This window comes from Streptomyces sp. NBC_00094 (assembly GCF_026343125.1).
GTDB lineage: Bacteria > Actinomycetota > Actinomycetes > Streptomycetales > Streptomycetaceae > Streptomyces.
Map to the genome: position 1 here is coordinate 2934144 of NZ_JAPEMB010000001.1, position 24084 is coordinate 2958227.

Annotated in this window: 18 protein-coding genes and 1 tRNA gene; 12 read left to right on the top strand and 7 right to left on the bottom strand. The window is 71.6% G+C overall.

Going from position 1 to position 24084, the window contains the following annotated elements; all coding sequences use genetic code 11:
• Positions 1-53 precede the first annotated feature (53 nt).
• On the top strand, positions 54-329 hold the full coding sequence (locus OG580_RS12590) for a hypothetical protein (RefSeq protein ID WP_267043760.1): 276 nt from the start codon (positions 54-56) through the stop codon (positions 327-329).
• A gap of 54 nt (positions 330-383) precedes the next feature.
• Entirely contained in the window at positions 384-2201 is a 1818-nt protein-coding gene (gene glmS / locus OG580_RS12595) for a glutamine--fructose-6-phosphate transaminase (isomerizing) (RefSeq protein ID WP_267043761.1), read from the top strand.
• Between the two features lie 257 nt (positions 2202-2458).
• On the opposite strand, the gene OG580_RS12600 is transcribed toward glmS, so the two are convergent.
• Together OG580_RS12600 and OG580_RS12605 are read right to left on the bottom strand one after the other, a co-directional pair.
• Positions 2459-3025 (bottom strand): GPR1/FUN34/YaaH family transporter, encoded by a 567-nt coding sequence (locus OG580_RS12600; RefSeq protein ID WP_267043762.1) that lies wholly within the window; start codon positions 3023-3025, stop codon positions 2459-2461.
• Between the two features lie 177 nt (positions 3026-3202).
• Positions 3203-3724 carry a universal stress protein gene (locus OG580_RS12605; RefSeq protein WP_267043763.1) on the bottom strand — a complete coding sequence of 174 codons (522 nt, stop codon included), beginning with the start codon at positions 3722-3724 and terminating at the stop codon, positions 3203-3205.
• Positions 3725-4067: 343 nt separating this feature from the next.
• On the opposite strand from OG580_RS12605, the gene OG580_RS12610 reads away from it, so the two are divergent.
• The 4 genes from OG580_RS12610 to OG580_RS12625 all read left to right on the top strand — a co-directional run bounded on the left by OG580_RS12610 (position 4068) and on the right by OG580_RS12625 (position 7058).
• The gene (locus tag OG580_RS12610) at positions 4068-4496 is read left to right on the top strand and encodes a hypothetical protein (RefSeq protein WP_267043764.1); all 429 of its coding nucleotides are present in this window, start codon (positions 4068-4070) and stop codon (positions 4494-4496) included.
• A gap of 410 nt (positions 4497-4906) precedes the next feature.
• Entirely contained in the window at positions 4907-6076 is a 1170-nt protein-coding gene (locus tag OG580_RS12615; protein WP_267043765.1) for a helix-turn-helix domain-containing protein, read from the top strand.
• A 189-nt stretch (positions 6077-6265) separates the two neighbouring features.
• On the top strand, positions 6266-6868 hold the full coding sequence (gene orn / locus OG580_RS12620; RefSeq protein WP_267043766.1) for an oligoribonuclease: 603 nt from the start codon (positions 6266-6268) through the stop codon (positions 6866-6868).
• Between the two features lie 117 nt (positions 6869-6985).
• Positions 6986-7058 (top strand) — tRNA-His (locus OG580_RS12625).
• An 80-nt stretch (positions 7059-7138) separates the two neighbouring features.
• Here the strand turns inward: OG580_RS12625 and OG580_RS12630 are convergent.
• Both OG580_RS12630 and OG580_RS12635 read right to left on the bottom strand, forming a co-directional pair.
• Complete coding sequence (locus OG580_RS12630; RefSeq protein ID WP_267043767.1) at positions 7139-8479, bottom strand: endo-1,4-beta-xylanase; 1341 nt, start codon at positions 8477-8479, stop codon at positions 7139-7141.
• The gene (locus tag OG580_RS12635; protein WP_267043768.1) at positions 8464-11154 is read right to left on the bottom strand and encodes a cellulose binding domain-containing protein; all 2691 of its coding nucleotides are present in this window, start codon (positions 11152-11154) and stop codon (positions 8464-8466) included. The genes OG580_RS12630 and OG580_RS12635 overlap by 16 nt, the downstream gene beginning before the upstream one ends.
• Before the next feature lie 201 nt (positions 11155-11355).
• Here OG580_RS12635 and OG580_RS12640 point away from each other — a divergent pair, with 201 nt between their 5' ends.
• From OG580_RS12640 to OG580_RS12665, 6 genes are all read left to right on the top strand, one after another.
• Entirely contained in the window at positions 11356-12705 is a 1350-nt protein-coding gene (locus OG580_RS12640) for an ABC transporter substrate-binding protein (protein WP_267043769.1), read from the top strand.
• Between the two features lie 7 nt (positions 12706-12712).
• Complete coding sequence (locus OG580_RS12645) at positions 12713-13915, top strand: carbohydrate ABC transporter permease (RefSeq protein WP_267043770.1); 1203 nt, start codon at positions 12713-12715, stop codon at positions 13913-13915.
• Positions 13912-14736, top strand: a complete 825-nt coding sequence (locus OG580_RS12650; protein ID WP_267043771.1) for a carbohydrate ABC transporter permease — start codon at positions 13912-13914, stop codon at positions 14734-14736. The genes OG580_RS12645 and OG580_RS12650 overlap by 4 nt, the downstream gene beginning before the upstream one ends.
• Positions 14737-14850: 114 nt before the next feature.
• On the top strand, positions 14851-16533 hold the full coding sequence (gene aspT / locus OG580_RS12655) for an aspartate-alanine antiporter (protein ID WP_267043772.1): 1683 nt from the start codon (positions 14851-14853) through the stop codon (positions 16531-16533).
• A 10-nt stretch (positions 16534-16543) separates the two neighbouring features.
• Entirely contained in the window at positions 16544-18247 is a 1704-nt protein-coding gene (gene aspT, locus OG580_RS12660; protein ID WP_267043773.1) for an aspartate-alanine antiporter, read from the top strand.
• 30 nt (positions 18248-18277) lie between these two features.
• Positions 18278-19927 carry a bifunctional aspartate transaminase/aspartate 4-decarboxylase gene (locus OG580_RS12665; protein WP_267043774.1) on the top strand — a complete coding sequence of 550 codons (1650 nt, stop codon included), beginning with the start codon at positions 18278-18280 and terminating at the stop codon, positions 19925-19927.
• A gap of 148 nt (positions 19928-20075) precedes the next feature.
• On the opposite strand, the gene OG580_RS12670 is transcribed toward OG580_RS12665, so the two are convergent.
• From OG580_RS12670 to OG580_RS12680, 3 genes are all read right to left on the bottom strand, one after another.
• Entirely contained in the window at positions 20076-21623 is a 1548-nt protein-coding gene (locus tag OG580_RS12670) for a cellulose binding domain-containing protein (RefSeq protein WP_267043775.1), read from the bottom strand.
• 277 nt (positions 21624-21900) lie between these two features.
• On the bottom strand, positions 21901-23313 hold the full coding sequence (locus OG580_RS12675; protein ID WP_267043776.1) for a HAMP domain-containing sensor histidine kinase: 1413 nt from the start codon (positions 23311-23313) through the stop codon (positions 21901-21903).
• Positions 23310-24011, bottom strand: coding sequence for a response regulator transcription factor (locus tag OG580_RS12680; RefSeq protein WP_267043777.1), 702 nt, complete (start codon positions 24009-24011; stop codon positions 23310-23312). The genes OG580_RS12675 and OG580_RS12680 overlap by 4 nt, the downstream gene beginning before the upstream one ends.
• Positions 24012-24084: the final 73 nt, after the last annotated feature.

The following is a 24084-nucleotide window of genomic DNA, read 5'->3' on the forward strand; positions in this document are numbered from 1 at the left end:
GATTTCGGGCAGGATTCTTGCATAGACCCCCGAGTACCCCTCAGTATTCACGGGTGCTCGAACGCCGCCCGTCGCATGACGACCTCGTCGACCATCTGGTCCGCAGCACCGCGCTCCAGCGCGGTGAGGCCGCCCGGGTGGTGCTCGACGTGCTGGCGTACTTCGACGAGACGACCGAGGAGTTCGTCCGCCGCCGCCACCGCGAGCTGCAGTCCGGCGGGGCCGTGAACGCCGAGATCTTCGAGCGGATCTCGGCCGAGCTGCCACACCGGGCCGTGGCGCCACCGGAGCTCTCGCTCCGACAGCTGCGCCGCATCGTCTACGGCTGAGCCCGCGTCGGCGACCGAGAAGCACCATCACAGACCTGGAGGGGTTTCACCTTTATGTGCGGAATTGTCGGTTACATCGGAAAGCGTGACGTCGCCCCGCTGCTGCTGGAAGGCCTGCAGCGGCTCGAGTACCGGGGATACGACTCCGCCGGCATGGTCATCACCAGCCCGAAGGCCTCCGGCCTGAAGATGGTCAAGGCCAAGGGCCGGGTCCGTGACCTGGAGGCCCGCGTCCCCAAGCGCTTCACCGGCACCACCGGCATCGCCCACACCCGCTGGGCCACCCACGGCGTCCCCAGCGACGTGAACTCGCACCCGCACCTGGACCCCGAGAACAAGGTCGCGGTCGTCCACAACGGCATCGTCGACAACGCCCAGGAGCTGCGCGCGAAGCTGGAGGCCGACGGCGTCGTCTTCGCCTCCGAGACGGACACCGAGGTCATCACCCACCTCATCGCCCGCTCCCAGGCCGAGACGCTCGAGGAGAAGGTCCGCGAGGCGCTCAAGGTCATCGAGGGCACCTACGGCATCGCCGTGATGCACGCCGACTTCAACGACCGCATCGTGGTGGCCCGCAACGGCTCCCCGGTCATCCTCGGCATCGGCGAGAAGGAGATGCTCGTCGCCTCCGACGTCGCCGCCCTGATCGCCCACACCCGCCAGGTCGTCACCCTCGACGACGGCGAGATGGCCACGCTCAAGGCCGACGACTTCCGCACCTACACGACCTCCGGGACGACCACCACGGCCACCCCGGAGACCGTGGAGTGGGAGGCCGCCTCCTACGACATGGGCGGCCACGACACGTACATGCACAAGGAGATCTCCGAGCAGCCCGACGCGGTCGACCGCGTGCTGCGCGGCCGGATCGACGACCGCTTCTCCACCGTGCACCTCGGCGGCCTGAACCTCGACGCCCGCGAGGCCCGCACCATCCGCCGGATCAAGATCCTCGGCTGCGGCACCTCGTACCACGCCGGCCTCATCGGCGCCGGGCTCATCGAGTCCCTGGCCCGCATCCCCGCCGACGCCGAGCCGGCCTCGGAGTTCCGCTACCGCAACCCGGTCGTGGACCCCGACACCCTCTACATCGCCGTCTCCCAGTCCGGCGAGACGTACGACGTGCTGGCCGCCGTCCAGGAGCTCAAGCGCAAGGGCGCCCGCGTCCTCGGCGTGGTCAACGTGGTCGGCTCCGCCATCGCCCGTGAGGCCGACGGCGGCGTGTACGTCCACGCCGGCCCCGAGGTCTGCGTCGTCTCCACCAAGTGCTTCACCAACACGGTCACCGCGTTCGCGCTGCTCGCCCTGCACCTGGGCCGTATCCGCGACCTGTCCGTCACCGACGGCAAGCGGATCATCGCGGGCCTGCGCAAGCTGCCCGCGCAGATCAGCGAGATCCTCGAGACCGAGGACGAGATCAAGAAGATCGCCGAGGAGTACGCGGGCGCCCAGTCGATGATGTTCATCGGCCGGGTGCGCGGCTACCCCGTCGCCCTGGAGGCCTCCCTCAAGCTGAAGGAGATCTCCTACATCCACGCCGAGGCCTACCCGGCCTCCGAGCTGAAGCACGGCCCGCTCGCCCTCATCGAGCCGGCCCTGCCGACGGTCGCGATCGTCCCCGACGACGACCTGCTGGAGAAGAACCGCGCCGCCCTCGAGGAGATCAAGGCCCGCAGCGGCCGCATCCTCGCGGTCGCGCACCAGCCGCAGGCGAAGGCCGACCACACCATCATCGTGCCGAAGAACGAGGACGAGCTGGACCCGATCCTCATGGGCATCCCGCTCCAGCTCCTCGCCTACCACACGGCGCTCGCCATGGGTCGCGACATCGACAAGCCGCGCAACCTGGCCAAGTCCGTCACGGTCGAGTAGCAGCCGGTCGGGGCCTGTCCCCCCGACCCGCGCCGCCGGGCCTGTCCCCCGGCGGTTCGACCGGACACGAGAAAGGTCCTTGCCGCACACCCAGGTGCGGCAAGGACCGTTCTCATTTTCGGGGCTCGGTTCGCCTCCGGGGCGCCGGTGCGACCGTCGACGGTCGACCGTGCTCGATCCCTCGTTCCTCGGGACCTCCGCGCGCTCTCCCTCTCGACAGCCGCGCGCCCCTTCGGCTCACTCGCCGGCGCTCGTGGTCACCCCGCGGCCGGCGCGCTCGTGCCCGCCGTACGCCGGAGGGCCATCGGCCAGCCCGCCACCGCGGCCGTGGCGCCGTACCAGGCGACCAGGCCGGCGACGGCGGCCACCCAGCCGCCCGCCTTCGCGAGACCGCCGGTGTCGGTCAGCGCGCCGATGCCGATCAGCAGCAGCGCGACGAACAGCAGCCCGTACACGCCCTGTCCGAACAGACCGCTGCCCGAGGCCGCCATCGTCAGCGTGAGCGCGAGGAGCGCCCACAGGAGCATGAAGAGCCCCACGGCGTCCGCGGAGGCCCCACCGCCGACGGCGGTGCCCCAGGTGAACCAGAAGGCGCCGAGCGCCGTGTACGCCGTGCCCTCACCGGTGCTGCCGCCACGCAGGGCGATCAGTCCGACGAGGAAGAGCGCCACGCCGCCTACCCAGGTGGCGAGGCCCGCGGCATCCGCTGCCGCGACGTTGTCGATGACACCCGTCCCGCCCAGCCCGAAGGCCAGCAGGGTCAGTCCGAGTGCGAGGTTGCCGAGAGTGGAGGTGCTGTTTCCCGCGGCGACTTCGTTGTCCACGGCGGGCTCCCTTCAGGAGTGCAGTCGTGCTGCGTGAGCTGCTGTGATCCGGTGACCCTTATCTACCCTTCACAAGCGCACAATTCACCTGAGGAAGGCCGAATTTATGGCCGGGGAACGCCAGTTGGGGATCGCGAAGCGGGAGCGGGGTCGCCGGATCACCGGCTTCCGGGACGCTTACGGGATGACGATCACGGGCCGCTTGGCGCGGCGCGCGAGGCGGCCGGCCACCGAGCCGAAGATCCGCCCGACGATCCCGTGCGTCGAGCCGACCACGATCGCGTCGGCCGAGTACTCGCGGCCGACCTCCTCCAGCTCGTGGCAGATGTCCCCGCCGCGCTCGACGAGGATCCACGGCACCTCGGCGAGGTGCTCGGCACAGGCGAGCTCGAGGCCGAGGACCTCGGTGCGGTGATCCGGTACGTCGACGAAGACCGGCGGCTCGCAGCCGGCCCACACCGTGGTGGGCAGCCGGTTGGCCACGTGCACGATGATCAGGCCCGACCCGGAGCGGCGGGCCATGCCGATGGCGTACGCGAGGGCTCGCTCACTGGACGTGGAGCCGTCGAAACCGACGACCACCCCGTGCCGGAAGGCCGGGTCGCAGGAGTGGCGTGGCTGTTCGACCGCGAGGGGGTCGACCGTGGAGTCGGCGACGCGCTTGCGGTCCGCGGGTTCGGGGAATTCGTGACCGGCCATCGGTGTCTCGGCGAAGAGAGTCCTCGTGGGAAGGGACGGGGAAAGGAGGGGACGGAACAACGGGTGGCGGCGGAGCTGTGTCCGGGAATCATCTTCCCAAGCCCATACCCCCAAGGGTACGGCGACACTCCTCTCCTGCCCAGAGCCCGCCGTGCCACTCCCGGCGTGCGCGCCGCTCGCGCGGGGCGTTCCAGGGAGCATGCCCGAGCGGTTCGCGATCTGGCAATGCCGGTTGTGCCCTACAGGCGTCCGTAGGGGGGCCAAACGGACGTCGCCCACAGTGACCGGAACGTTCCGCTCCTCGTTGCCACAGGTCCAGCCCACCGTCGTAGGGAGACCGCCCGTGCCCGCACCATCGACCGCCGCCGGTCAGACCTCCGCCGCCCCGGCCCCCGCCCCGGCCCCCGGGCTCGGCGCGCCCCGCGGCCGCCGCCGGGCGCCCGCCCCCTCCCCGACGCTCCTCTCCCCGACGGTCCTCGTGACCCCGGACCGGGAGAGGGGGACCGGAAGGGGAGAGAGGACGGGAGAGGGGACGGGAGGAGGAGCCGGAGGAAGGTCGGAAGCGGGCGACCCGGCCGGTGACGTCGTCCGCTGGGCGGTCTTCTGCTGTGCCCTCGTCCCCGTGGTGCTCGTCGTCTACGGCACCTCGCTCGGCGGGGCGGCCGGCACCGCGCTCGGGCTCGTCTCGGTGACGGCGGCCTGCCGGCTGCTGCTGCGCCGCTCGGAGCGCGGACTACGGGCCGAAACCGTACGAAACAGTCACCGAAACTGACCCGAATTCGGCCCCGCCCCCCTTCGAGTTGACAGGTTCGTACACCCGAGCCCATATGTTTTCAGCCAAGTTCCATCTGTCGGCGAGTCCTTGGCGGAACGGTTGGCCAACCCCGGCACCGAAGGCCCCGAAACCCTTGCGCCAGGGCCTCGCACCCCACGCCCACGGGCACGTTCACGGTGCGGCCCCTTCCCCTCGGGGCCGTCAGGTGGAACGCTTCGCGATCGATCGCTTCGCGCCAAGTGGCCTTGTCGACAATCCGCCGGATGGAGAACTTGTCACGCCGGCGTCACCGAACACAGTAGATTCGATCATGGGTACCGAAGACTGGGGTCTCGTGCAAAACCGAGGGGAAACGTGCAGGAGCGACACGACCAGGGAGACGCGAACACCGAGGGGGGCTTAGCGTCATGAGCCAGGACTCCGCCGCACCGGAGGTCGCACGGAAGCTGTCCGGGCGCCGCCGTCGCGAAGTCGTCGCGGTGCTGCTGTTCAGCGGCGGCCCCATCTTCGAGAGCTCCATCCCGCTCTCCGTTTTCGGCATCGACCGGCAGGACGCCGGCGTGCCCCGATACCGGCTGCTCGTATGCGCCGGTGAGGACGGCCCGCTGCGCACCACCGGCGGGCTCGAACTCACCGCGCCGTACGGCCTGGAGGCGATCAGCCGCGCCGGCACCGTCGTCGTGCCGGCCTGGCGGTCGATCACCTCGCCGCCACCGCCGGAGGCGCTCGAAGCGCTGCGCCGTGCCCACGAGGAGGGCGCCAGGATCGTCGGTCTCTGCACCGGCGCCTTCGTCCTCGCCGCGGCCGGCCTGCTCGACGGCCGCCCGGCGACCACGCACTGGATGTACGCGCCGACGCTCGCCAAGCGCTATCCGTCGGTCCACGTGGACCCGCGGGAGCTCTTCGTCGACGACGGGGACGTCCTCACCTCCGCAGGCACCGCGGCCGGAATCGATCTGTGTCTGCACATCGTGCGGACCGACCACGGCACCGAGGCCGCGGGCGCGCTGGCGCGCCGGCTGGTCGTCCCGCCGCGGCGCAGTGGCGGCCAGGAGCGCTACCTCGACAGGTCTTTACCAGAGGAGATCGGCGCCGACCCGCTGGCCGAGGTCGTCGCCTGGGCGCTGGAGCACCTCCACGAGCAGTTCGACGTGGAGACCCTCGCGGCGCGCGCGTACATGTCACGGCGGACCTTCGACCGCAGGTTCCGCTCGCTGACCGGTTCGGCCCCCCTCCAGTGGCTGATCACCCAGCGGGTGCTGCAGGCGCAGCGGCTGCTCGAGACCTCCGACTACTCGGTCGACGAGGTCGCGGGCCGGTGCGGCTTCCGCTCCCCGGTGGCGCTGCGCGGCCACTTCCGGCGCCAGCTCGGCTCCTCGCCGGCCGCGTACCGGGCGGCGTACCGGGCCAGGCGGCCGCAGGGCGAGACCAGCACGGCGGTGCTCGACCAGATCGTGCCCGCCCAGGTCTCCGCCGGCATCCGCCGCCCGGGCTCCCCACTGGAGCCGGGGAAGCCGCACGCGGACGTCTACGCTCCCGGCCGCCCCTCCCTGCCGGGCCAGCGCAGCGCGCCGTAGGAGTGTCCGGCGGATCAGGGCCTGCCAGGCCCTGACACCGACTCGCGCGGCCACAAGCGGCGCACCGCAGGACCGACGGGCGCTCGGGGACACCTCCCCCGGGCGCCCGTCGGCCGCTTCCCCACGGGGGAGGAACACCCACGCCGCGACCCCGGCCTTGATCCGCCGGACAGGCCCTAAGGTGGACGCATGAACGATCGCATGGTGTGGATCGACTGCGAGATGACCGGGCTCTCGCTGACGGACGACGCACTCATCGAGGTGGCCGCACTGGTCACCGACTCGGAACTGAACGTGCTCGGCGACGGGGTGGACATCGTGATCCGCCCGCCGGACGCGGCCCTGGAGACCATGCCCGAGATCGTGCGCCAGATGCACACGGCCTCGGGACTGCTCGACGAGCTCGCCGGCGGCACCACGCTCGCCGACGCGGAGGCCCAGGTCCTCGCGTACATCCGCGAGCACGTCAAGGAACCCGGCAAGGCGCCGCTGTGCGGGAACTCGGTCTCCACGGACCGCGGCTTCCTCTCACGGGACATGCCTGCCCTGGAGAGCCACCTGCACTACCGGATCGTCGATGTGTCCTCGGTCAAGGAGCTGGCCCGCCGCTGGTACCCGAGGGCGTACTTCAACAGTCCGGAGAAGAACGGCAACCACCGGGCGCTCGCCGACATCCGCGACTCCATCACGGAGCTCCGCTACTACCGCGAGGCGGTCTTCGTCCCGCAGCCCGGACCGGACTCGGAGACCGCGAAGCGGATCGCCGCGCGCCACGCCCTGCCCCCCGAATAGACCCTTCCCAGAGGGCTCGCTCGCGTCCGCCGTCAATGCGGGCGCGAGCACCCCCCGGGACCCTGTAGACTTCTTCTCGGCCGGTCAGGGAAACCTTCGGGAAAACCGCCGGTCATGGTGGGTATAGCTCAGATGGTAGAGCACCTGGTTGTGGTCCAGGATGTCGCGGGTTCGAGTCCCGTTACTCACCCTGAAGGCCGAGGCCCCGGTTCGGAAGAACCGGGGCCTCGGTCGTTTTCGTATGCGCCTGAGAGCAGGCTCCGTATGCGCCTAGGAGCAGGCGGGGGCCGTCGGAGGCGGGTTGGTGCCCGACCAGGTGCCGTTGAAGCCGAAGGCGACCGAGCCGCCCGCGGGGATCGTCGCGTTGTACGAGAGGTGTGTCGCCGTCACCTCCGTGCCGGTCTGGGTCGCCGTGGTGTTCCAGGCCTGGGTGATCCGCTGGCCGGCCGGGTAGGACCAGCGGACGGTCCAGCCGTTCAGCGGGGTCGTACCCGTGTTGCGGAGGGTGACCTGGGCCGTGAAGCCGCCCGTCCACTGGCTCGTGACGGCGTAGGTGACGGAGCACACACCCGGGGCGGGTGGGGTGACCGGGGCGAGCGCCTCGGCGATCCCGGCGCGGGCGGGCTTCGGGGCGAGGTTCTCGTCGTACGGGGTCGCCGCGCCCTGGCCGGGGAAGAAGTCCGGGATCCAGGAGTCGGCGTCGGTGAAGCCCCAGACCGTGACGCCGGCGCAGCGGGTGACGGCCAGGCAGGCGCGCAGGACGGAGCCGTAGTCGGCCTTCTGCTGGGCGAGCTTCGCCTCGGTCGCGGGCAGGGTCATCCGGATGTCGAGCTCGGTGATCGCCACGTCCACGCCGAGCTCGGCGAAGCGGCGCAGGTTGGCCTCCAGGGAGGCCGGGACCTGGCCGAGGACGAGGTGGGCCTGGAAGCCGACGCCGTCGACCGGGACGCCCTGCGCGAGGAGTCGCTTGACCAGGGCGTACATGCCGTCGCTCTTCGCGCCGAGCGCGTCGGTGGAGTAGTCGTTGAGGTAGAGCTTCGCCGCCGGGTCGGCGGCGCGGGCGGCGCGGAAGGCGTCGGCGATGTACGACTCGCCGAGCGTCGCCCCGAAGACGGACTGCCGGAGGGTGCCGTCCTCGTTCAGGGGTTCGTTGACGACGTCCCAGTGGTCGATCCGGCCCTTGTAGCGGCCGGCCTCGGCGGCGATGTGGTCGGTCATCAGGGTGCGGAGCCGGTCGGCGGTCCAGGTGCCGTCGGAGACCCAGCCGGGCAGCTGGCTGTGCCAGACGAGGGTGTGGCCGCGGACCTGCTGGCCGTGGGCCTCGGCGAAGGCGACGACCCGGTCGGCTCCGGTCCAGTCGTACGTGCCCCGGGTGGGTTCGACGGAGCCCCACTTCATCTCGTTGCCGGGGGTGATCGAGTCGAACTGGGCGGCGGCCAGGTCGGCGTATCCGCCCGTGAGTCTTCCGGCGGTGACGGCGGTGCCGAGGTAGCGGCCGTGGGCCTCGGCGAGGTCCCGGAGCGGGGCGTCGGCCGCCGCGGCCGGGGTGGTGGCGAGGGGGGTCAGGGCGGCGGCGAGGACCGCCGCCGCGGCGATCAGGCGACGGAGCACGTCGCACCTCCGAGGGTGAAGGCGGCGGGTACGGGGTTGGTGCCGGTCCAGCTGCCGGTGAAGCCGAAGGAGGCGGAGGCTCCGGCGGCGACGGGGCCGTTCCAGCCCGCGTTCTGGGCGGTGACGGCGGTGCCGGCCTGGGCAGGGGTGGCGTTCCACATCTGGCCGACGCGCTGCCCGGCGGGGTACTCCCAGCCGAGCTTCCAGCCGGTCCAGGCGGTGGTGGAGGTGTTGGTCAGGGTGACGTCGGCCTGGAAGCCGCCCTGCCACTGGTTGGTGACCTTGTAGGTGACCTTGCAGGCGCCGGAGGGCGCGGGCGGGTCGGTGGGGTCCGGCGGGTCGGTGGGGTCGGTGCCGCCGCCGGTCTCCGTGGTGTCGCCGTAGATGATGCCGCGTCCGTTGGTGGAGACGTACACGCGGCCGTAGACCCGGGGGTCGCCGGTGATCGCGGCGCCGGTCCAGCCCCACTGGTGGGCGTCGTCGTTGATCCGGACCCAGCTCGCGCCCGCGTCGGTGGAGCGGAAGACGCCCCGTACGCCGCCGATCTTCGCGCTCGTGTAGAGCGCGGGGTAGGTGGCGCCGGGTGCGGCCTTGCCGAAGCCGACGGTGTCGGCCTGGTCGACGCCGGCGATCCGGGTGAAGGTGGCGCCGCCGTCGGTGGAGTGCCAGAGGCCGTAGGTGGAGTCGGTGGCGCCGCCGGCGAACCAGATGTCGCCCTTCTTGCCGGGGACGGCCTTGAAGCGGGCGGCGCCCTTGGCCGGGAGGCCGGTGGCACGGGCCGTGAAGGTCGCGCCGCCGTCCGTGCTGGCGTAGAAGGTGCCGTCCTTGAAGCCGTAGAAGGTCTTCGGGTCGACGCGGTCGGACTCGACGGTCGCGCCGGCGGGGATGCCGGTGGAGGCGGTCCACGCCGTGCCGTAGCCGGTGGCCGTGTGCACGCCCGCGGTGCCGTCGGGGCTCCAGACGAAGCGGCTGCCGTCGGCGGCCGCGGCGACCGTGCCGCCGCCGGTGACGCCCGAAGGCTCCTGTCCGGCGAACCAGTTGGCGCCGTTGTCGGTGGAGAAGGCGATGCGCGGGCCGCCGTCGAGGTGGCCCGAGCGGACGACGGTGTTCGGGTTGGTCTCGGCGTAGTCGACGCTGGTCGTGGAGGTGAAGTTCGGGGAGGTGAACATCATCGACGGGACCGTGGTGAGGTCGGTGTGGCGGAAGCCGCCGATGTCGCCGAGGGCGCTGATCAGCGGGGCGCCGGAGGGCGGGGAGGCCAGGTCGAGGACGGCGGTCTCCTCAAGCCCCTTCACCATGGGCCTGATCGTGAAGTTCGCGCCCGTGTCCCACTTGGTGAGCTCCTGGGTGCCGTAGACCGTGGCGCCCGTGCCGTACATCATGCGGTTCGAGTCGAAGGGGTCGATCTCCAGGGCCTCGGTCATCCAGCCGAGCTTCGGGGTCTGCTCGGGCGGCGCGGGGCTGGCGCCCCAGGTGAGCCAGGGCACGGAGGAGACGTCCATCGTGTAGCGGTTGGCTCGGTCGGGGTACGAGGTGTAGTCCCAGGCCTTGGTCCAGGTGGAGCCGGAGTCGGTGGAGCGGAAGATCTGGGTGTCGGGGTACCAGGAGCTGTAGCCGGAGACCATGACGGTGCCGGGCTTCCGGCGGTCGACGGTGAGGCCGCTGAAGCCGTAGTAGGTGTCGGCCTCCGCGACGGGGCTGATGTTCTTCCACTCGCCGGTGGCGGTGGCGTACCGCCAGACCTGGCCCTTGCCGCCGTCGTACGGGCCGGCCTTGTCGCTGTACGCGAGGTAGAGGTAGCCGTTCGCCGCGTCGAGGACGCCCTTGTGGGCGAGGTATCCGGTGGGCTGGCCGGGCAGCCGGGTCCAGGTCGCACCCGCGTCGGTGGAGCGGTAGACGGCGTTCTCCTTGTCGCCGACGCCGACGTAGATCGTCTTCGTGGCGTTGCCCGCCGTGCCGGTCGACTCGTCGAAGGTGACCCAGACGATGCCCTGCTCGTCGGAGTTGTAGCCGCTGGTGTCGGTCGGGTCCTGCTGGTAGTTCCCGGGGTTGGTGAAGCCGGCGACCTTCGACCAGGTGACGCCCGAGTCGGTGGAGCGCCAGAGGCCGTTGCCGCTCGGGGCGCCGAGGTAGAGGACGCTGTTCTTGTGCGGGTCGACGGCGAGGCGTTCGCCCATGCCGCGGCCGGGCATGTTGCCGCCGAGCTTGAAGGGGAGGTCGGTGCGCTGCCAGGTGGCGCCCCGGTCCGCGGAGCGGAGGACGGCGCCGTTGCCGGGGTCCCAGTCGTTCGTGTACGTGCCGACCGCCGCGTACAGCCGGTCGGGGTCGACGGTGTCGGAGGCGAGGCCGACGACTCCGGTGTGGCCCCAGTGGTCCCAGTCGACGGAGTCGAGAAGCGGGGTCCAGGAGGAGGCGGCCTGGTTCCAGCGGTAGACACCGCCGATGTCGGTGCGGGCGTAGACGAGGTCCTTCTCGGCCCGGTTGAAGACGATGCCGGGGACGAAGCCGCCGCCGTCGACACGGACGTTCTTCCAGGTGTACGAATCGCTCGTGGTGGCGGGCTCGGCGGAGGCGGGTACGGCGGAGGCGGGTACGGCGGTGACACGGGGTGCCGCTGCCACGAGAAGGCCCGCTGTCAGGGCGAGCCCCGCGAGCAGGTGGCGTGTTCTGCGCATGGATATCCCGTCGAAGATTGAATGGGAGCGCTCCCACTATTGAGTCGGTGTCAGAACACGGTCAAGGTCCGGGAGTCGTCGAAGACGTTCGACGACGCACCCGCCGGGTACGGCCGGGCGGGTGGTGCGGGCGGCGAGTTCCGCGCGGCCCGGCGAGCTGCCCCCCGTCGGCCGGACGGAGCCGCACTACGGTCGGGGCCCATGGGGAGGAGGAGCGGCAGCCGGAAGCGCGGGCCCGTCCGCGGGCTCGCCCTCGCCCTCCTCCTGGGCGCGGCGCTCTCCGGCGGCTGCGCGACCGACCCTCCGGTGCCGCCCGCGACGGGCGTCCCGGCGCGGGAGACGGTGGACGGGAGCGGGCGGCGGATCACGCTCACCGTCGGGGTGTTCGGCACCTTCGGCCTCCAGGAGGCCGGGCTCTACGACACGTACATGCGGCTGAACCCGGACATCGAGGTCCAGCAGACCTCCCTCAGCCGCAACGACGTCTACTACCCGCAGCTGCTCACCCATCTCACCGCCGGCTCCGGCCTCGCCGACGTCCAGGCCGTCGAGGTCGGCAACATCGCCGAGGTCCTCGCCACGCAGGGGAACCGGCTCGACGAGCTCGGCTCGGCGCCCGGCGTCGACCCGGGCGCCTTCCTGCCGTGGAAGTGGGCGCAGGGCACCGCCGCCGACGGGCGCACGCTCGCCCTCGGCACCGACATCGGGCCGCAGGCCGTCTGCTACCGCAAGGACCTCTTCGCCCGGGCCGGCCTCCCCACCGAGCGGGGCGCCGTCGGGCGGCTGTGGGCCGGGGACTGGCGCGCGTACCTGGCGGCCGGGGTCCGCTACCGCGAACGGGTCCCGGAGGGCCCGGCGTTCACGGACTCCGCATCCGGGGTGATGGCGGCGGTGACGGGCAGCGCGCCGCTCCGCTACTACGACGAGCAGGGCGACCTGATCGTGGCGGTCAACCCGGCGGTACGGGAGGCCTGGGACCTCGCGGCCGCGTTCGCCCGGCAGGGGCTGACCGCCCGGCTCCAGCAGTTCACCCCCGGCTGGGACCAGGCCTTCGCGAACGGCGCGTTCGCCACGATCGCCTGCCCCGCCTGGATGCTCGGCTACATCCAGGACAAGGCGGGCCCGGCGGGGCGCGGCCGGTGGGACGTGGCGGCGGCGCCCCGGCCGGGCAGCTGGGGCGGCTCGTTCCTCGTCGTGCCGTCGGCCGGACGGCACCGCGCGGAGGCGGCCCGGCTCGCGGCCTGGCTGACCGCGCCCGCCCAGCAGGCGGTGGTCTTCGAGCGGCGCGGCAGCTTCCCGAGCGCCTCGGCCGCGTACACGCTCCCGGCGGTCGTGTCCGCCCGGCACCCGTACTTCGACGACGCCCCGGTCGGTGCGATCTTCGCGGCAGCGGCCCGGGGCGTCCCCCGGGCCCCGATCGGCCCGAAGGACGCCCTCGTCGCCCAGACCCTGGCGGACGTCGGCATGCTCCAGGTCGACCAGACGGGCCGTTCCCCGGAGTCGGCCTGGAACGCGGCGATGAAGGCGATCGACAACGCGCTGGACCGGTGACCCGGAGATGACCGAGACACGGACGCCGCCGGAGCCCCCGGAGCGGCCGGAGCCTGACGGACGGCCGGAGCCCCCGGAGCGGCCGGAGCCTGACGGAAGGCCGGAGCGGCCGGACCCGGACGGACGGACGGAGCAGTCGGGGCGGTCGGAGCCGTCGACCGCCGGACCCGGTGCCGCCGGCCCCCGGAACGGCCCCCGCACCGGAGCCGGGACCGGAGCCGACACCCGGGCGCGAGGCGCCCGTTCGCCCCGGCGCGGCCGTCACTCCCACCGTCACCGCAGCCGTCACCGCAGCCGTCACCCCCGCCGTACCCCCGTCGGCTCGCGCTGGGCGCCGTACGCCCTCGTCGCGCCGTTCTTCCTCTTCTTCGGCGCCTTCGGGATCTTCCCGCTGCTCGCGACCGCCTGGACCTCGCTCCACCGGGTCGAGCTGACCGCGCCGGCCGAGCAGGAGTGGGTGGGGCTGCACAACTACGCCCGCCTGCTCGACGACACGTTCTTCTGGAACGCCCTCGGGAACACCGTCGTCATCGGCGTCCTCTCCACCGTCCCCCAGTTGCTGCTCGCGCTCGGCGTCGCGCACCTCCTCGACGTCCGGCTGCGGGGCCGCGGCTTCTTCCGGGTCGTGGCGCTCGCCCCGTACGCCACCTCGGTGGCCGCCGCGACCCTGGTCTTCGCGCTGTTCTTCGGGCGGGACCACGGGATGGCCAACTGGGCCCTGGGGACGGTCGGCATCGACCCGGTGGACTGGCAGAACGGCCCGTGGGCGTCGAAGTTCGCGGTGTCGTCGATCGTGATCTGGCGCTGGACCGGCTACAACGCGCTGATCTACCTGGCGGCGATGCAGACGATCCCGCGCGAGCTGTACGAGGCGGCGGCGCTCGACGGGGCGTCCCGGTGGCGGCAGTTCCTGCACGTGACGCTGCCGGGGCTGTGGCCCGCGGTCCTCTTCACCGTGCTGGTCTCGACGATCGGCGCGACCCAGCTCTTCGGAGAGCCGCTGCTCTTCGCCAGCGGCGCGGGGGCCTCGGGGGGCGCGGACCACCAGTTCCAGACGCTGGGTCTCTATCTGTACGAGCAGGGCTGGGTGAACCTCCACCTGGGGCGGGCCGCGGCCATCGCCTGGGCGATGCTCCTGATCCTGGTCGTGGCGTTCGGGGCCGTACGGCTCCTGCGCGGCGGCCTCGCACGCCGGGAGCAGGCCTCATGAGGACGGAACGGCCCGGCTGGGGCACGTACGCGCTGCTCGCGCTCTTCGCGGCCGTCTCCCTCTTCCCGCTGGTGTGGACGGCGGTCGCCGCCTCCCGGACGAGTACGCGACTCGCGGCCACCCCGCCGCCCTTCCGGTTCGGGAGGAACCTGCCCCGGAACCTGGAGATCGCCTGGACCGACGCCCGGCTCGGCGAGGCCCTGGCGAACACCGCGCTGGTCGCCGGGGCGGTCGCGGCGGGGACGGTGCTCTTCTCGACGCTCGCCGGCTTCGCCTTCGCCAGGCTGCGGTTCCGCTTCCGGGGCACGCTGCTCCTGGTCGTGGCCGGGACGATGCTGATCCCGCCTCAGCTGGGGGTCGTCCCGCTCTATCTGCTGATCGCGCGGCTTCGGTGGACGGACGAGCTCCAGGCGGTGATCCTGCCGTCGCTCGTCTCGGCCTTCGGCGTCTTCTTCATGCTCCAGCACCTGACGCGGGCGCTGCCGTACGAGGTGCTGGAGGCCGCCCGGATGGACGGGGCGGGGACGGTGCGGACGGTGTGGCACGTGGTGCTGCCGGCGGCGCGCCCGGCGATGGCGGTCCTCGGGATGCTGTCGTTCGTGGCGGCCTGGAACGATTTCTTCTGGCCGGTCCTCGCGCTGACGCAGACCGGGAACCCGACGGTGCAGGTGGCGCTCACGGGGCTGGGGCGGGGCTCGGTGCCCGACCAGTCGGTGGTCATGGCGGGGGCGCTGCTCGGGACGTTGCCGCTGCTCCTGGTGCTCGCGCTGTTCGGTCGGCACATCGTGGGCGGGGTGATGCGGGGTGCGGTCAAGGGATGAGAACGGCTCACCCGTTCGGGCGAGGCGTTGATCCATTTCGCCCCGACCCACTGTTAACTTCCCTTTATGTCCGAGATTCTCACATTTCCTCCCTCGTGGGCGAGGTGACGGCGCATGGGAGTCCTGCGTGACAACCCCGAACTCGCCCTCTTCCTCTGCCTGTCGGCCGGCTACTTCGTCGGCAAGCTCCGGGTCGGCCCCATCACGCTCGGCGGCATCTGCGGCACCCTGATCGTCTCGCTGCTCCTCGGCGCCTGGGCGAAGGTCACCGTCTCCGACGACGTGAAGACGATCTTCTTCGCACTCTTCATCTTCTCCCTCGGCTACATGGCGGGGCCGCAGTTCTTCTCCAACCTCAACAAGAAGAGCCTGCGCTTCTTCGCCCTCTGCCTCATCGAGGTCGTCTGTGTCGTCGGCATCGCCCTCGGTCTCGCCGAGGCCTTCGACCTCGACGTCGGCACCGCCGCCGGCATCCTCGCCGGCGCCGCCACCGAGTCCGCGGTCGTCGGTACGGCCACCGAGGCCATCGGCAACCTCTCCGACCTGACGCAGGCGCAGATCACCGAGTACCAGGGCCATGTGGCCACCGCGTACACGGTCTGCTACCTCTTCGGCCTCGTCACCATCGTCATCTACACCAGCCAGATCATGCCGATGCTGCTGCGGATCAACCTCCGCGACGCCTCGCGCGAGCTGTGGGAGAAGATGCGCGGTTCCGGCGGCGGTCTGGAGTCCGACGAGCGCGAGGCGCTCCCGGGCATGGTCGGCCGGACGTTCCTGGTGACGCTCGCGGACGGCGCCAAGGTCGGCGAACTGGAGCGGCGGCTCGGCGGGCGGGTCACGTTCGAGGCGGTGAAGCGGGGCAGCAAGATCCTCACCCCTCCCCCGCCCGACTTCGAGCTGACCCTCTCCGACCTGGTGCTCACGGTCGGCCGGCGGGCGAACATCATCGAGGCGGGTCGGGTCATCGGCCCCGAGACCCCGGCCGTCCCCGGCCTGGACACCCCGCTCACCACCACCGAGATCTCGCTGACCGACAAGAGCGTCGTCGACAAGTCCCTGGACACCCTCGCCAAGGAGCACCCGGAGTTCTCCTCGGGCGGGGTGTACGTGACGGACGTGGTGCGCAACGAGCAGCATCTGCCCGCGACCCCGGAGACCGTCGTCAGCCGGGGTGACGTGCTCACCCTGGTCGGCTCCCGCTCGGGCCTCGGGAAGCTGACGTCCAAGATCGGCGCGGTCGTGAAGAACGACGCCACGGACTTCATCTACCTGGGGCTCGGCATCGTCTGCGGCTCCCTCCTCGGGCAGGTCGTGGTCGAGTTCGGCGACGTCCCGCTGTCGCTCGGCACGGGCGGCGGCTGCCTGATCTCCGGCCTGCTCTTCGGCTGGTTCCGCTCGCGCACGCAGACCTTCGGCGCGTTCCCGCCGCAGGCCGCCACCACCCTCAAGGACATGGGCCTCGCGATCTTCATCGCCTGCACGGGCCTGGTCTCCGGCCCGCAGGCCTGGCCCCTCCTCAAGGAGTACGGGGCGCTGCTGCCGTTCGCCGGCATCGCGATGGTCCTGGTACCGGCGACGATCTCGCTGATCGTCGGCCGCAAGCTGCTGAAGATCGAGAAACCACTGCTGATCGGCGCCATCGCGGGCCAGCAGTGCTCGACGCCCGCGATCACCTCCATCACCCAGGTCGCCCAGAGCTCGGTCCCGATGCTCGGCTACACGATCACGTACACGCTCTCCAACTTCCTGCTCCCCCTGACCGGCCCGCTGCTCGTCGGCATCCTCGGAGCGTGAGAGGGACGCCATGATCGACTTCCTCAACCGGAACATCTTCCAGCCCCACCCCGAGCTCCTGATCTTCATCACCGTGGCGCTCGGCTTCCTCTTCGGGAAGCTCCGCTACAAGGCGATCGCGCTCGGCGCCGTCACCGGCTGCCTCGTCGCCGGTCTGCTGCTCGGCGCCCAGTTCAAGGTCACGATCGACGGCACGGTGAAGAACCTCTTCTTCACCATGTTCCTCTTCGCCCTCGGCTACAAGGTCGGCCCGCAGTTCTTCCGGGGCCTGAAGAAGGACGGTCTGCCCCAGGTCCTCAACGCGGTCATCGTCTGTGTGACGGGCCTCCTCGTCTCCTGGGGCTTCGCCGTGATGCTGGGGTACGGCCCCGGGCTCTCGGCCGGCCTCCTCGGCGGCGCGCTCACGCAGTCCGCCGTCATCGGTGTCGCCCAGGACGCCATCGGCAACCTGCCGGGGCTCTCCGCCGACCAGATGAAGAACGAGGAGAACCTGGTCGCGATCGGCTACGCCGTCACGTACCCGCTCGGCACGATCCTCTGCGCGATGCTCCTCGCCAACGTGCTGCCCAAGCTCTACAAGCGGGACCTGGCCGCCGAGTCGGCGCAGCTCGCCAAGGAGCTGGACGCCCCGGGCGACGACCCCGACCTGGCCGAGGGCTACTACGAGGTCGTCCTCCGCGCGTACCGCATCGACCGTCCCGACCTCGTCGGCCGCACGATCGACGACTTCGAGAACCAGCAGCAGGCGCTCGGCCACCGCATCTACCTCACCCGGGTGCGGCGCGACGGGAAGATCCTCGACCACGACCAGGCGACGGTGCTCCGCGAGGGCGACATCGTGGCCGTCAGCGCGCTGCGCGGCTCGCTCGTCGAGTTCGACGCCCGGACCCACATCGGCGCGGAGACCGACGACGTCGAGCTGCTCGGCTACCAGACCGAGTCGCTGCACGTCGTCGCCTCGGACAAGGAGCAGCTCGGCAAGACGGTCGCCGAGCTGCGCCGTGAGCCCTTCATGGTCGGCGTGTACATCGACAAGATCTACCGCTCGGGTACGGAGTTCCCGTACCGGCTCTCCACGACCCTGGAGCGCGGCGACACCGTCATCCTGACCGGCCCGAAGCGGCTCGTGGACCCGGCGGGCAAGGCGATCGGCAAGCCCGTGCCGACCTCCTTCGCCACCGACATGCTCTGGGTGGGCCTCGGCATCTTCCTCGGCGGCTGCATCGGCATCCCGGCGCTGACGGTGTCGGGCGTGCCGATCTCGCTCTCCACCTCCGGCGGCGCGCTGATCATGGGTCTGGTCTTCGGCTGGATCCGCGGCAAGTACCCGACGTACGGCAACGTGCCGCCCGGCGCCCAGTGGTTCATGGACACCCTCGGCCTCTGCCTCTTCGTCGCGGTCGTCGGCATCAACGCCGGACCGAGCTTCACCAGCGGCCTGTCGACGGCCGGCTGGGGGCTGCTGGTCTGGGGCGCGGTGGCGACGGTCGTCCCGCTGATCGTGGGCTTCCTGTACGGCCACTACGTCCAGAAGATCCGCTTCCCGATCCTGATGGGCGTGCTGGCCGGCGGCCAGACGACGACCGCGGCGATCGGTGCGATCAACGAACAGTCCAAGTCCCAGATCCCGACGCTCGGTTACACGATCCCCTACGCGGTGGGCAACGTCCTGCTGACCATCTGGGGTGCCGTGATCGTCATCCTCAACCACTGACGCGAACCCCTCACCCCGTAAGGACGAGTCGTGCCCAAGACCACGTTCACCCGCGAGGAGATCCAGTCCTTCGCGCAGCTCTCGCCGTTCGAGCTGAAGGACAAGTTCATCCAGATCGCGCAGGCCGCCCAGGCCGACAAGCCCGGCCAGAAGGACAAGTCGCAGACGCAGATGCTCAACGCGGGCCGCGGCAACCCGAACTGGGTCGCCACCGGACCCCGCGAGGCGTTCTACGCGCTCGGCTACTTCTCGCTCTCCGAGTCGCGCCGGGTCTGGACCGCCGACAACCTCGGCGGGATGCCCGAACGCGCGGGCGCCGGCGCCCGCTTCGACACCTTCGTGCGGCAGCACCCGGACCTGCCCGGCATCGAGCTGCTCCAGGACTGCGTCGCGTACGCGGTCGACCGCTTCGGCTTCGACAAGGACGCCTTCGTCCACGAGCTGACCGACAGCACGATCGGCGACAACTACCCGGTGCCGGACCGGATGCTGCCCCACGCCGAGCGGATCGTCCGCGGCTACGTCGACGACGAGATGTTCGACAAGCGCCCGCCGGCCGGCACCATGTCGCTCTTCGCGACCGAGGGCGGCACGGCCGCCATGTGCTACATCTTCGACTCGCTCATGAAGAACGGGATCCTGAAGAAGGGCGACAAGATCGCCCTGATGGTGCCGGTCTTCACCCCGTACATCGAGATCCCCGAGCTCGACACGTACGAGTTCGACGTCGTCAACGTCCACGCGAGCCTCTTCGCGGAGACGGGCGTGCGCGAGTGGCGCTACCCGGCCGAGGAGGTCGCCAAGCTGGCGGACCCGGCGGTGAAGATGGTCTGCGTCGTCAACCCGTCCAACCCGCCGTCGCTCGCGCTGAGCCAGCGGGTCGCGGACCAGATCAAGGACATCGTCGCGACGCAGAACCCGAACCTTCTGATCGTCACGGACGACGTGTACGGCACGTTCGTGGAGGGCTTCCGCTCGCTCGCGGCGGACCTCCCGCGCAACACGCTCCTCGTCTACTCGTACTCCAAGCACTACGGCTGCACCGGCCACCGGCTCGGCGTCATCGGCCTCAACGACGACAACGTCCTCGACGAGATGCTCGCGAACCTGCCGCAGGCGGAGAAGGACCGCCTGAACAAGCGGTACGGGACGCTGAGCCTGGAGCCCGAGAAGATCCGGTTCATCGACCGGCTCGTCGCCGACTCCCGGCAGGTCGCCCTCAACCACACCGCCGGGCTCTCGCTCCCCCAGCAGGTGATGATGTCGCTCTTCTCGCTCTTCGACATGCTGGAGGAGGGCCAGGCCTACAAGGCGAGGATCCGGGCGATCGTGCGCCAGCGCCTCGACCTGCTCCTCGAAGGCGCCCAGATGAAGATCGCCGACGACCCGAAGCGGGCCGGGTACTACATCGAGCTCGACCTGCTCGCGGAGGCGGAGCGGGTCCACGGGAAGGACTTCGCGGCCTTCCTGGAGAAGAACTACGAGCCGGTGGACCCGCTGTTCCGGCTGGCCGAGCAGACCAGCGTCGTCCTCCTCAACGGCGGCGGCTTCGACGGCCCCGGATGGTCCGTACGCGTCTCCCTCGCCAACCTCGACGACCTGGACTACCTGAAGATCGGCCACCACCTGCGGGCGATCTTCACGGACTACGCGGAGGAGTGGAAGGTCTCGAAGGCGTAGCGGGTAGCGGGTACGGAGGGAAGTGCGCGCCCCGGCCGGGGTGGGGTGTCTCGGCCGGGGCGCGCGGTGTGGGGGGACGGGGTGGCTCACCGGGGTGGCTCACCGGGGACGGCGGGGGCTCACCGGGGACGGCTCGCCGGGTCGCTGCCTACTTGTAGGCGGCGAAGGCCTTCGTGAAGGCCAGGGGCTGCTGCAGGATCGAGGAGCAGGTGGCGTCCGCCCAGTTCACGGCGCCGGACGCGCACTGCTTGTCACGGGTCGAGGACCACATCGAGAGCCAGCCGATCCCCTTCGACTTCGCGAAGTCGACGAGCTGCGTGGCGTCGTCGACCGTGAAGATCTCGCTGGTGACGTCGTTGACGCCGATCATCGGGGTGACGGCGACGGCCTTCCAGGCGGCCGCGTCGGAGAGCCCGAGGACGCCCTTGACCTGGGCCTGGGTCGCGGTCGCGGCCTGGATCGCGTACGTCCCCATGTCCGCGCTGTACGCCGGGCCGTAGTCCATCGCCATGATGTTGACGGCGTCGACGCGGACCCCGTTCTTCTTCGCGTCGGCGAGCAGGGCCACGCCCGGCTGCGTCAGGCCCTCGGGCATGACCGGCAGCGTGAAGGAGACGTTCAGGCCCGGGTGGGCCTTCTGGAGCTGGGCGATCGCCTGCGAGCGGCGGGTGTTGGCGGCCGTGTCGGGCAGGGCCGCGCCCTCGACGTCGAAGTCGACCTTGGTCAGCTTGTACTGGTCGATGACCTTGCCGTACGCGGCGGCGAGCGCCGAGGAGGTCGAGCAGTTCAGGGCCAGCTCGTGACCTGCGGCGCCGCCGAAGGAGACGCGGACGTCCCCGCCCTTGGCGCGCAGGGCGCCGATCTGGGCCGCGACCTTGTCGTTCGCCAGGTCGGTGACCCCGCCCCAGAGCGGGGCGCAGGCGCCGCCGGAGGTGATGAAGGCGAGGTTGAACTCCTTCACGCCGGTGGCGTCGGCGGTCGCGAGCAGGTCGTACGTGGGGTAGAGCGAGGTGTCGACGTACGGGGCGTACCTGGCGGCGGTGACGGGGGCGCCGGTGGCTGTCGCGGTGGGGGTCGGAGTGGGCGCCGTGGTCGCGGTCGCGGTCGCGGTGGCCGTCGGGGTCGGCTGAACGGTGGCCGTGGCCGTGGCCGAGGGGGACGCCGTGGCCGTCGGCTTCACGGTGGCCGTCGCCGTCGCCGAGGGGGAGGCGGTCGCGGTGGGCTGTTCGGTGGGGCGGCCACTGGGGGTGGGGGCGGGTCCTCCGGCCGAGCAGGCGGCCCCGTTGATGAGGCAGCCGGTCGGGTCGCCGGCCACGCCCGCCGCCGAGGTCACGAAGCCGACGGTGACGGACTGGCCGGGGCCGAGCTGCCTGTTCCAGCTCGCGGGCTTCACGGTGACGTGCCGGCCGGAGACGGTGTGCTCGCCGTTCCAGAGGGAGCCGACGGTCGTCCCGGCCGGGAGGTCGAACTCCAGGGTCCAGTCGGTCTGGGCGGTGGTCGTCTCGTTGGTGACGACGTACTGCCCGGTGTAGCCGCCGGTCCAGGCGCTGGTCCGGGTGTAGGCGGCGCCGACGGCGGCGGCCTGCGCGGTGCCCGTGAGCGCGAAGGCCGTGCCGCCGATGATCGCCGCCGCGACGACGGCTCCGACGACCTTGGTCCTGGTGCTCGCCGTACGCCGGTGCGAACTGGTGCCCATCGCGTGCCTGCCTCTGTGTGCCGGGGGTGGGGGTGGGGTGCGGCAGCACGCTAGCGACTGGGAAACGGACAAATGGTCATGAGCGGGCCGGGGTTGGGATTCTTACGCTCCGCTTAAGGAAGGCATCGGAACCACGAAAGGTTCGACACCGCCCGACCACGGCCACGGCCACGGCTCAGACCACGGCTACGGCCACGACTCAGCCCACGGCCTCGGCCACGGCTCAGGCGGCGGCTCAGGCGTCGGCCTCGGCCTCGGCCACGGCCACGGCCACGGCTCAGGCGTCGGCGGCGCGCCGGGTGCCCGTGCCGCCGCCGCGTCGGCGGCGGGCCGGGCGGTGGCCGCGGCGTCCCGCCGTGGCGCCCGCGCGGCGCCCGTCGAGCCCGATCCAGACACGGACCTCGGTGCCGCCGAGCACGGAGTGCCCGATGGCGACGTCTCCCCCGGTGGCTTCCGCCATCCGCCGCACGATGTCGAGGCCGAGGCCCGTCGAGCCGGGCCGGCCGCCGCTGTTGCCGCGGGCCAGGGCGGCGGCGGGGTCGGCGATGCCGGTGCCCGCGTCGGAGACCAGGACGATGACGGCGTCGTCGCCGTTGTGGACGTCGATGGAGAAGGCGGTGCCCTCGGCGGTGTGCCGGAAGACGTTGCCGAGGAGGGCGTCGAGGGCGGCGACGAGTTCGGGGCGCGCGACCGGGATGCGTACCGGACGCTCGACGCCCGCGACCCGTACCCGCCTGCCCTCGTCCTCCGCGAGGGCCGACCAGAAGTCCATGCGCTCGCGGACCACTTCGGCGGCGTCGCAGCCCGCGCCGGGTCCGGTGGCCTGGGTCTGCGGCTTCGCGTCCCGGGCCGTACGGATGATGATGTCGACCTCGCGTTCCAGCTGCTCGACGGCGGCCCTGGTCTGCTCGGCGGCGGGGCCGGAGCCGAGCGAGGCCGCGTTGAGCCGCAGCACGGTCAGCGGGGTGCGGAGCCGGTGGGAGAGGTCGGCGGCGAGCTCCCGCTCGTTGGCGAGGAGCTGGACGACCTGGTCGGCCATCGAGTTGAAGGCGACGGCCGCCGACTTGAGCTCCGGCGGGCCCTCCTCGGGGACCCTCGCGCCGAGCCTGCCCTCGCCCAGGTCGTGGGCGGCGCCCGCGAGCCGCTGGGCGGGCCGGACCATGCGGACGCCGAGCCGGTCGGCGACGGCGACGGAGCCGACGATCAGCGCGATGCCGACCCCGGCGAGGACGAGCCAGGCGGTGGCGACCCCGTTGGTGACCTCGCCCTCGGGGACGAAGAGTTCGACGACGGCGACCTGGCCGCTGCTGACCGCGGTGGGCTGGAGCAGCGCGAAGCCGCCCGGCACCTCGGCGATGGAGGCCCGGCCGAGCGTGCGGGTGGCGTCGAGGGACTCCTCGGTGGCCCTGCGGGTGCCGATCTCCACCGCCGTCCCGCCCGGTTCGGCGGCCGGCACGTGGACGGCGAGCCGCCCGGCGGCTCCGTCCTCGGTCGTGGCGACGGCCTTGTCCAGCTCCTGGCGGTCGGTGGTGATCGCGAGGACGGGGGCGAGCCCGGCGGCCCGCCGTTCGGCGTTGGAGAAGGCCCGGTCGCGGGCCATCTCCTTGACGACGAGCCCGAGGGGTACGGCGAAGGCGATGACGACCATGGCGGTGACGGCCAGCGACACCTTGACGAGCGCCCACCTCACGGCTGCGGCTCGCGGGGCGGCTCCAGCTTCACGCCCACCCCGCGCAGGGTGTGCAGGTAGCGGGGCCTCGCGGCCGTCTCACCCAGCTTCCGCCGCAGCCACGACAGGTGTACGTCGATGGTCTGGTCGTCGCCGTAGGACTGCTGCCACACCTCGGCGAGCAGCTCCTTGCGCGGGACGACCACGCCCGGGCGCCCGGCGAGGAAGGCCAGCAGGTCGAACTCGCGCCGGGTCAGGTCCAACGGCGCCCCGTCCAGCTCCGCCTGACGGCGCAGCGGGTCGACGGTGAGCCCGCCGACCCGGATGACCCGGGACGGCGGCAGCTCCCCGGCGCCGGCCCGCGCCCGGCGCAGGACGGCGGCCATCCGGGCCGTGAGGTGGTCCACCGAGAAGGGCTTCACGAGGTAGTCGTCCGCCCCGGCGTGCAGGAGCCGTACGATCTCGGCCTCGTCGTCCCGGGCGGTCGCGATGATCACCGGTACGTCGGTGATTCCGCGCAGCATCTTGAGCGCCTCGGACCCGTCGAGATCGGGCAGGCCGAGGTCGAGGATGACCACGTCGAAACGGAAATGAGCGACCTCGCGCAACGCCTCCAGAGCCGTCCCGACGCTCCGTACCGTGTGGGAGGCCTCGGAGAGCTGGCGGATGAGGGCGGAGCGCACGAACTGGTCGTCCTCGACCACGAGCACACTTGCCATGGGCCGCACCGTACGCCATTCGGGGGAATCGGTGAGCGAGGTCCACCCTCCGTCCCCCACCCTCACGGGGTGG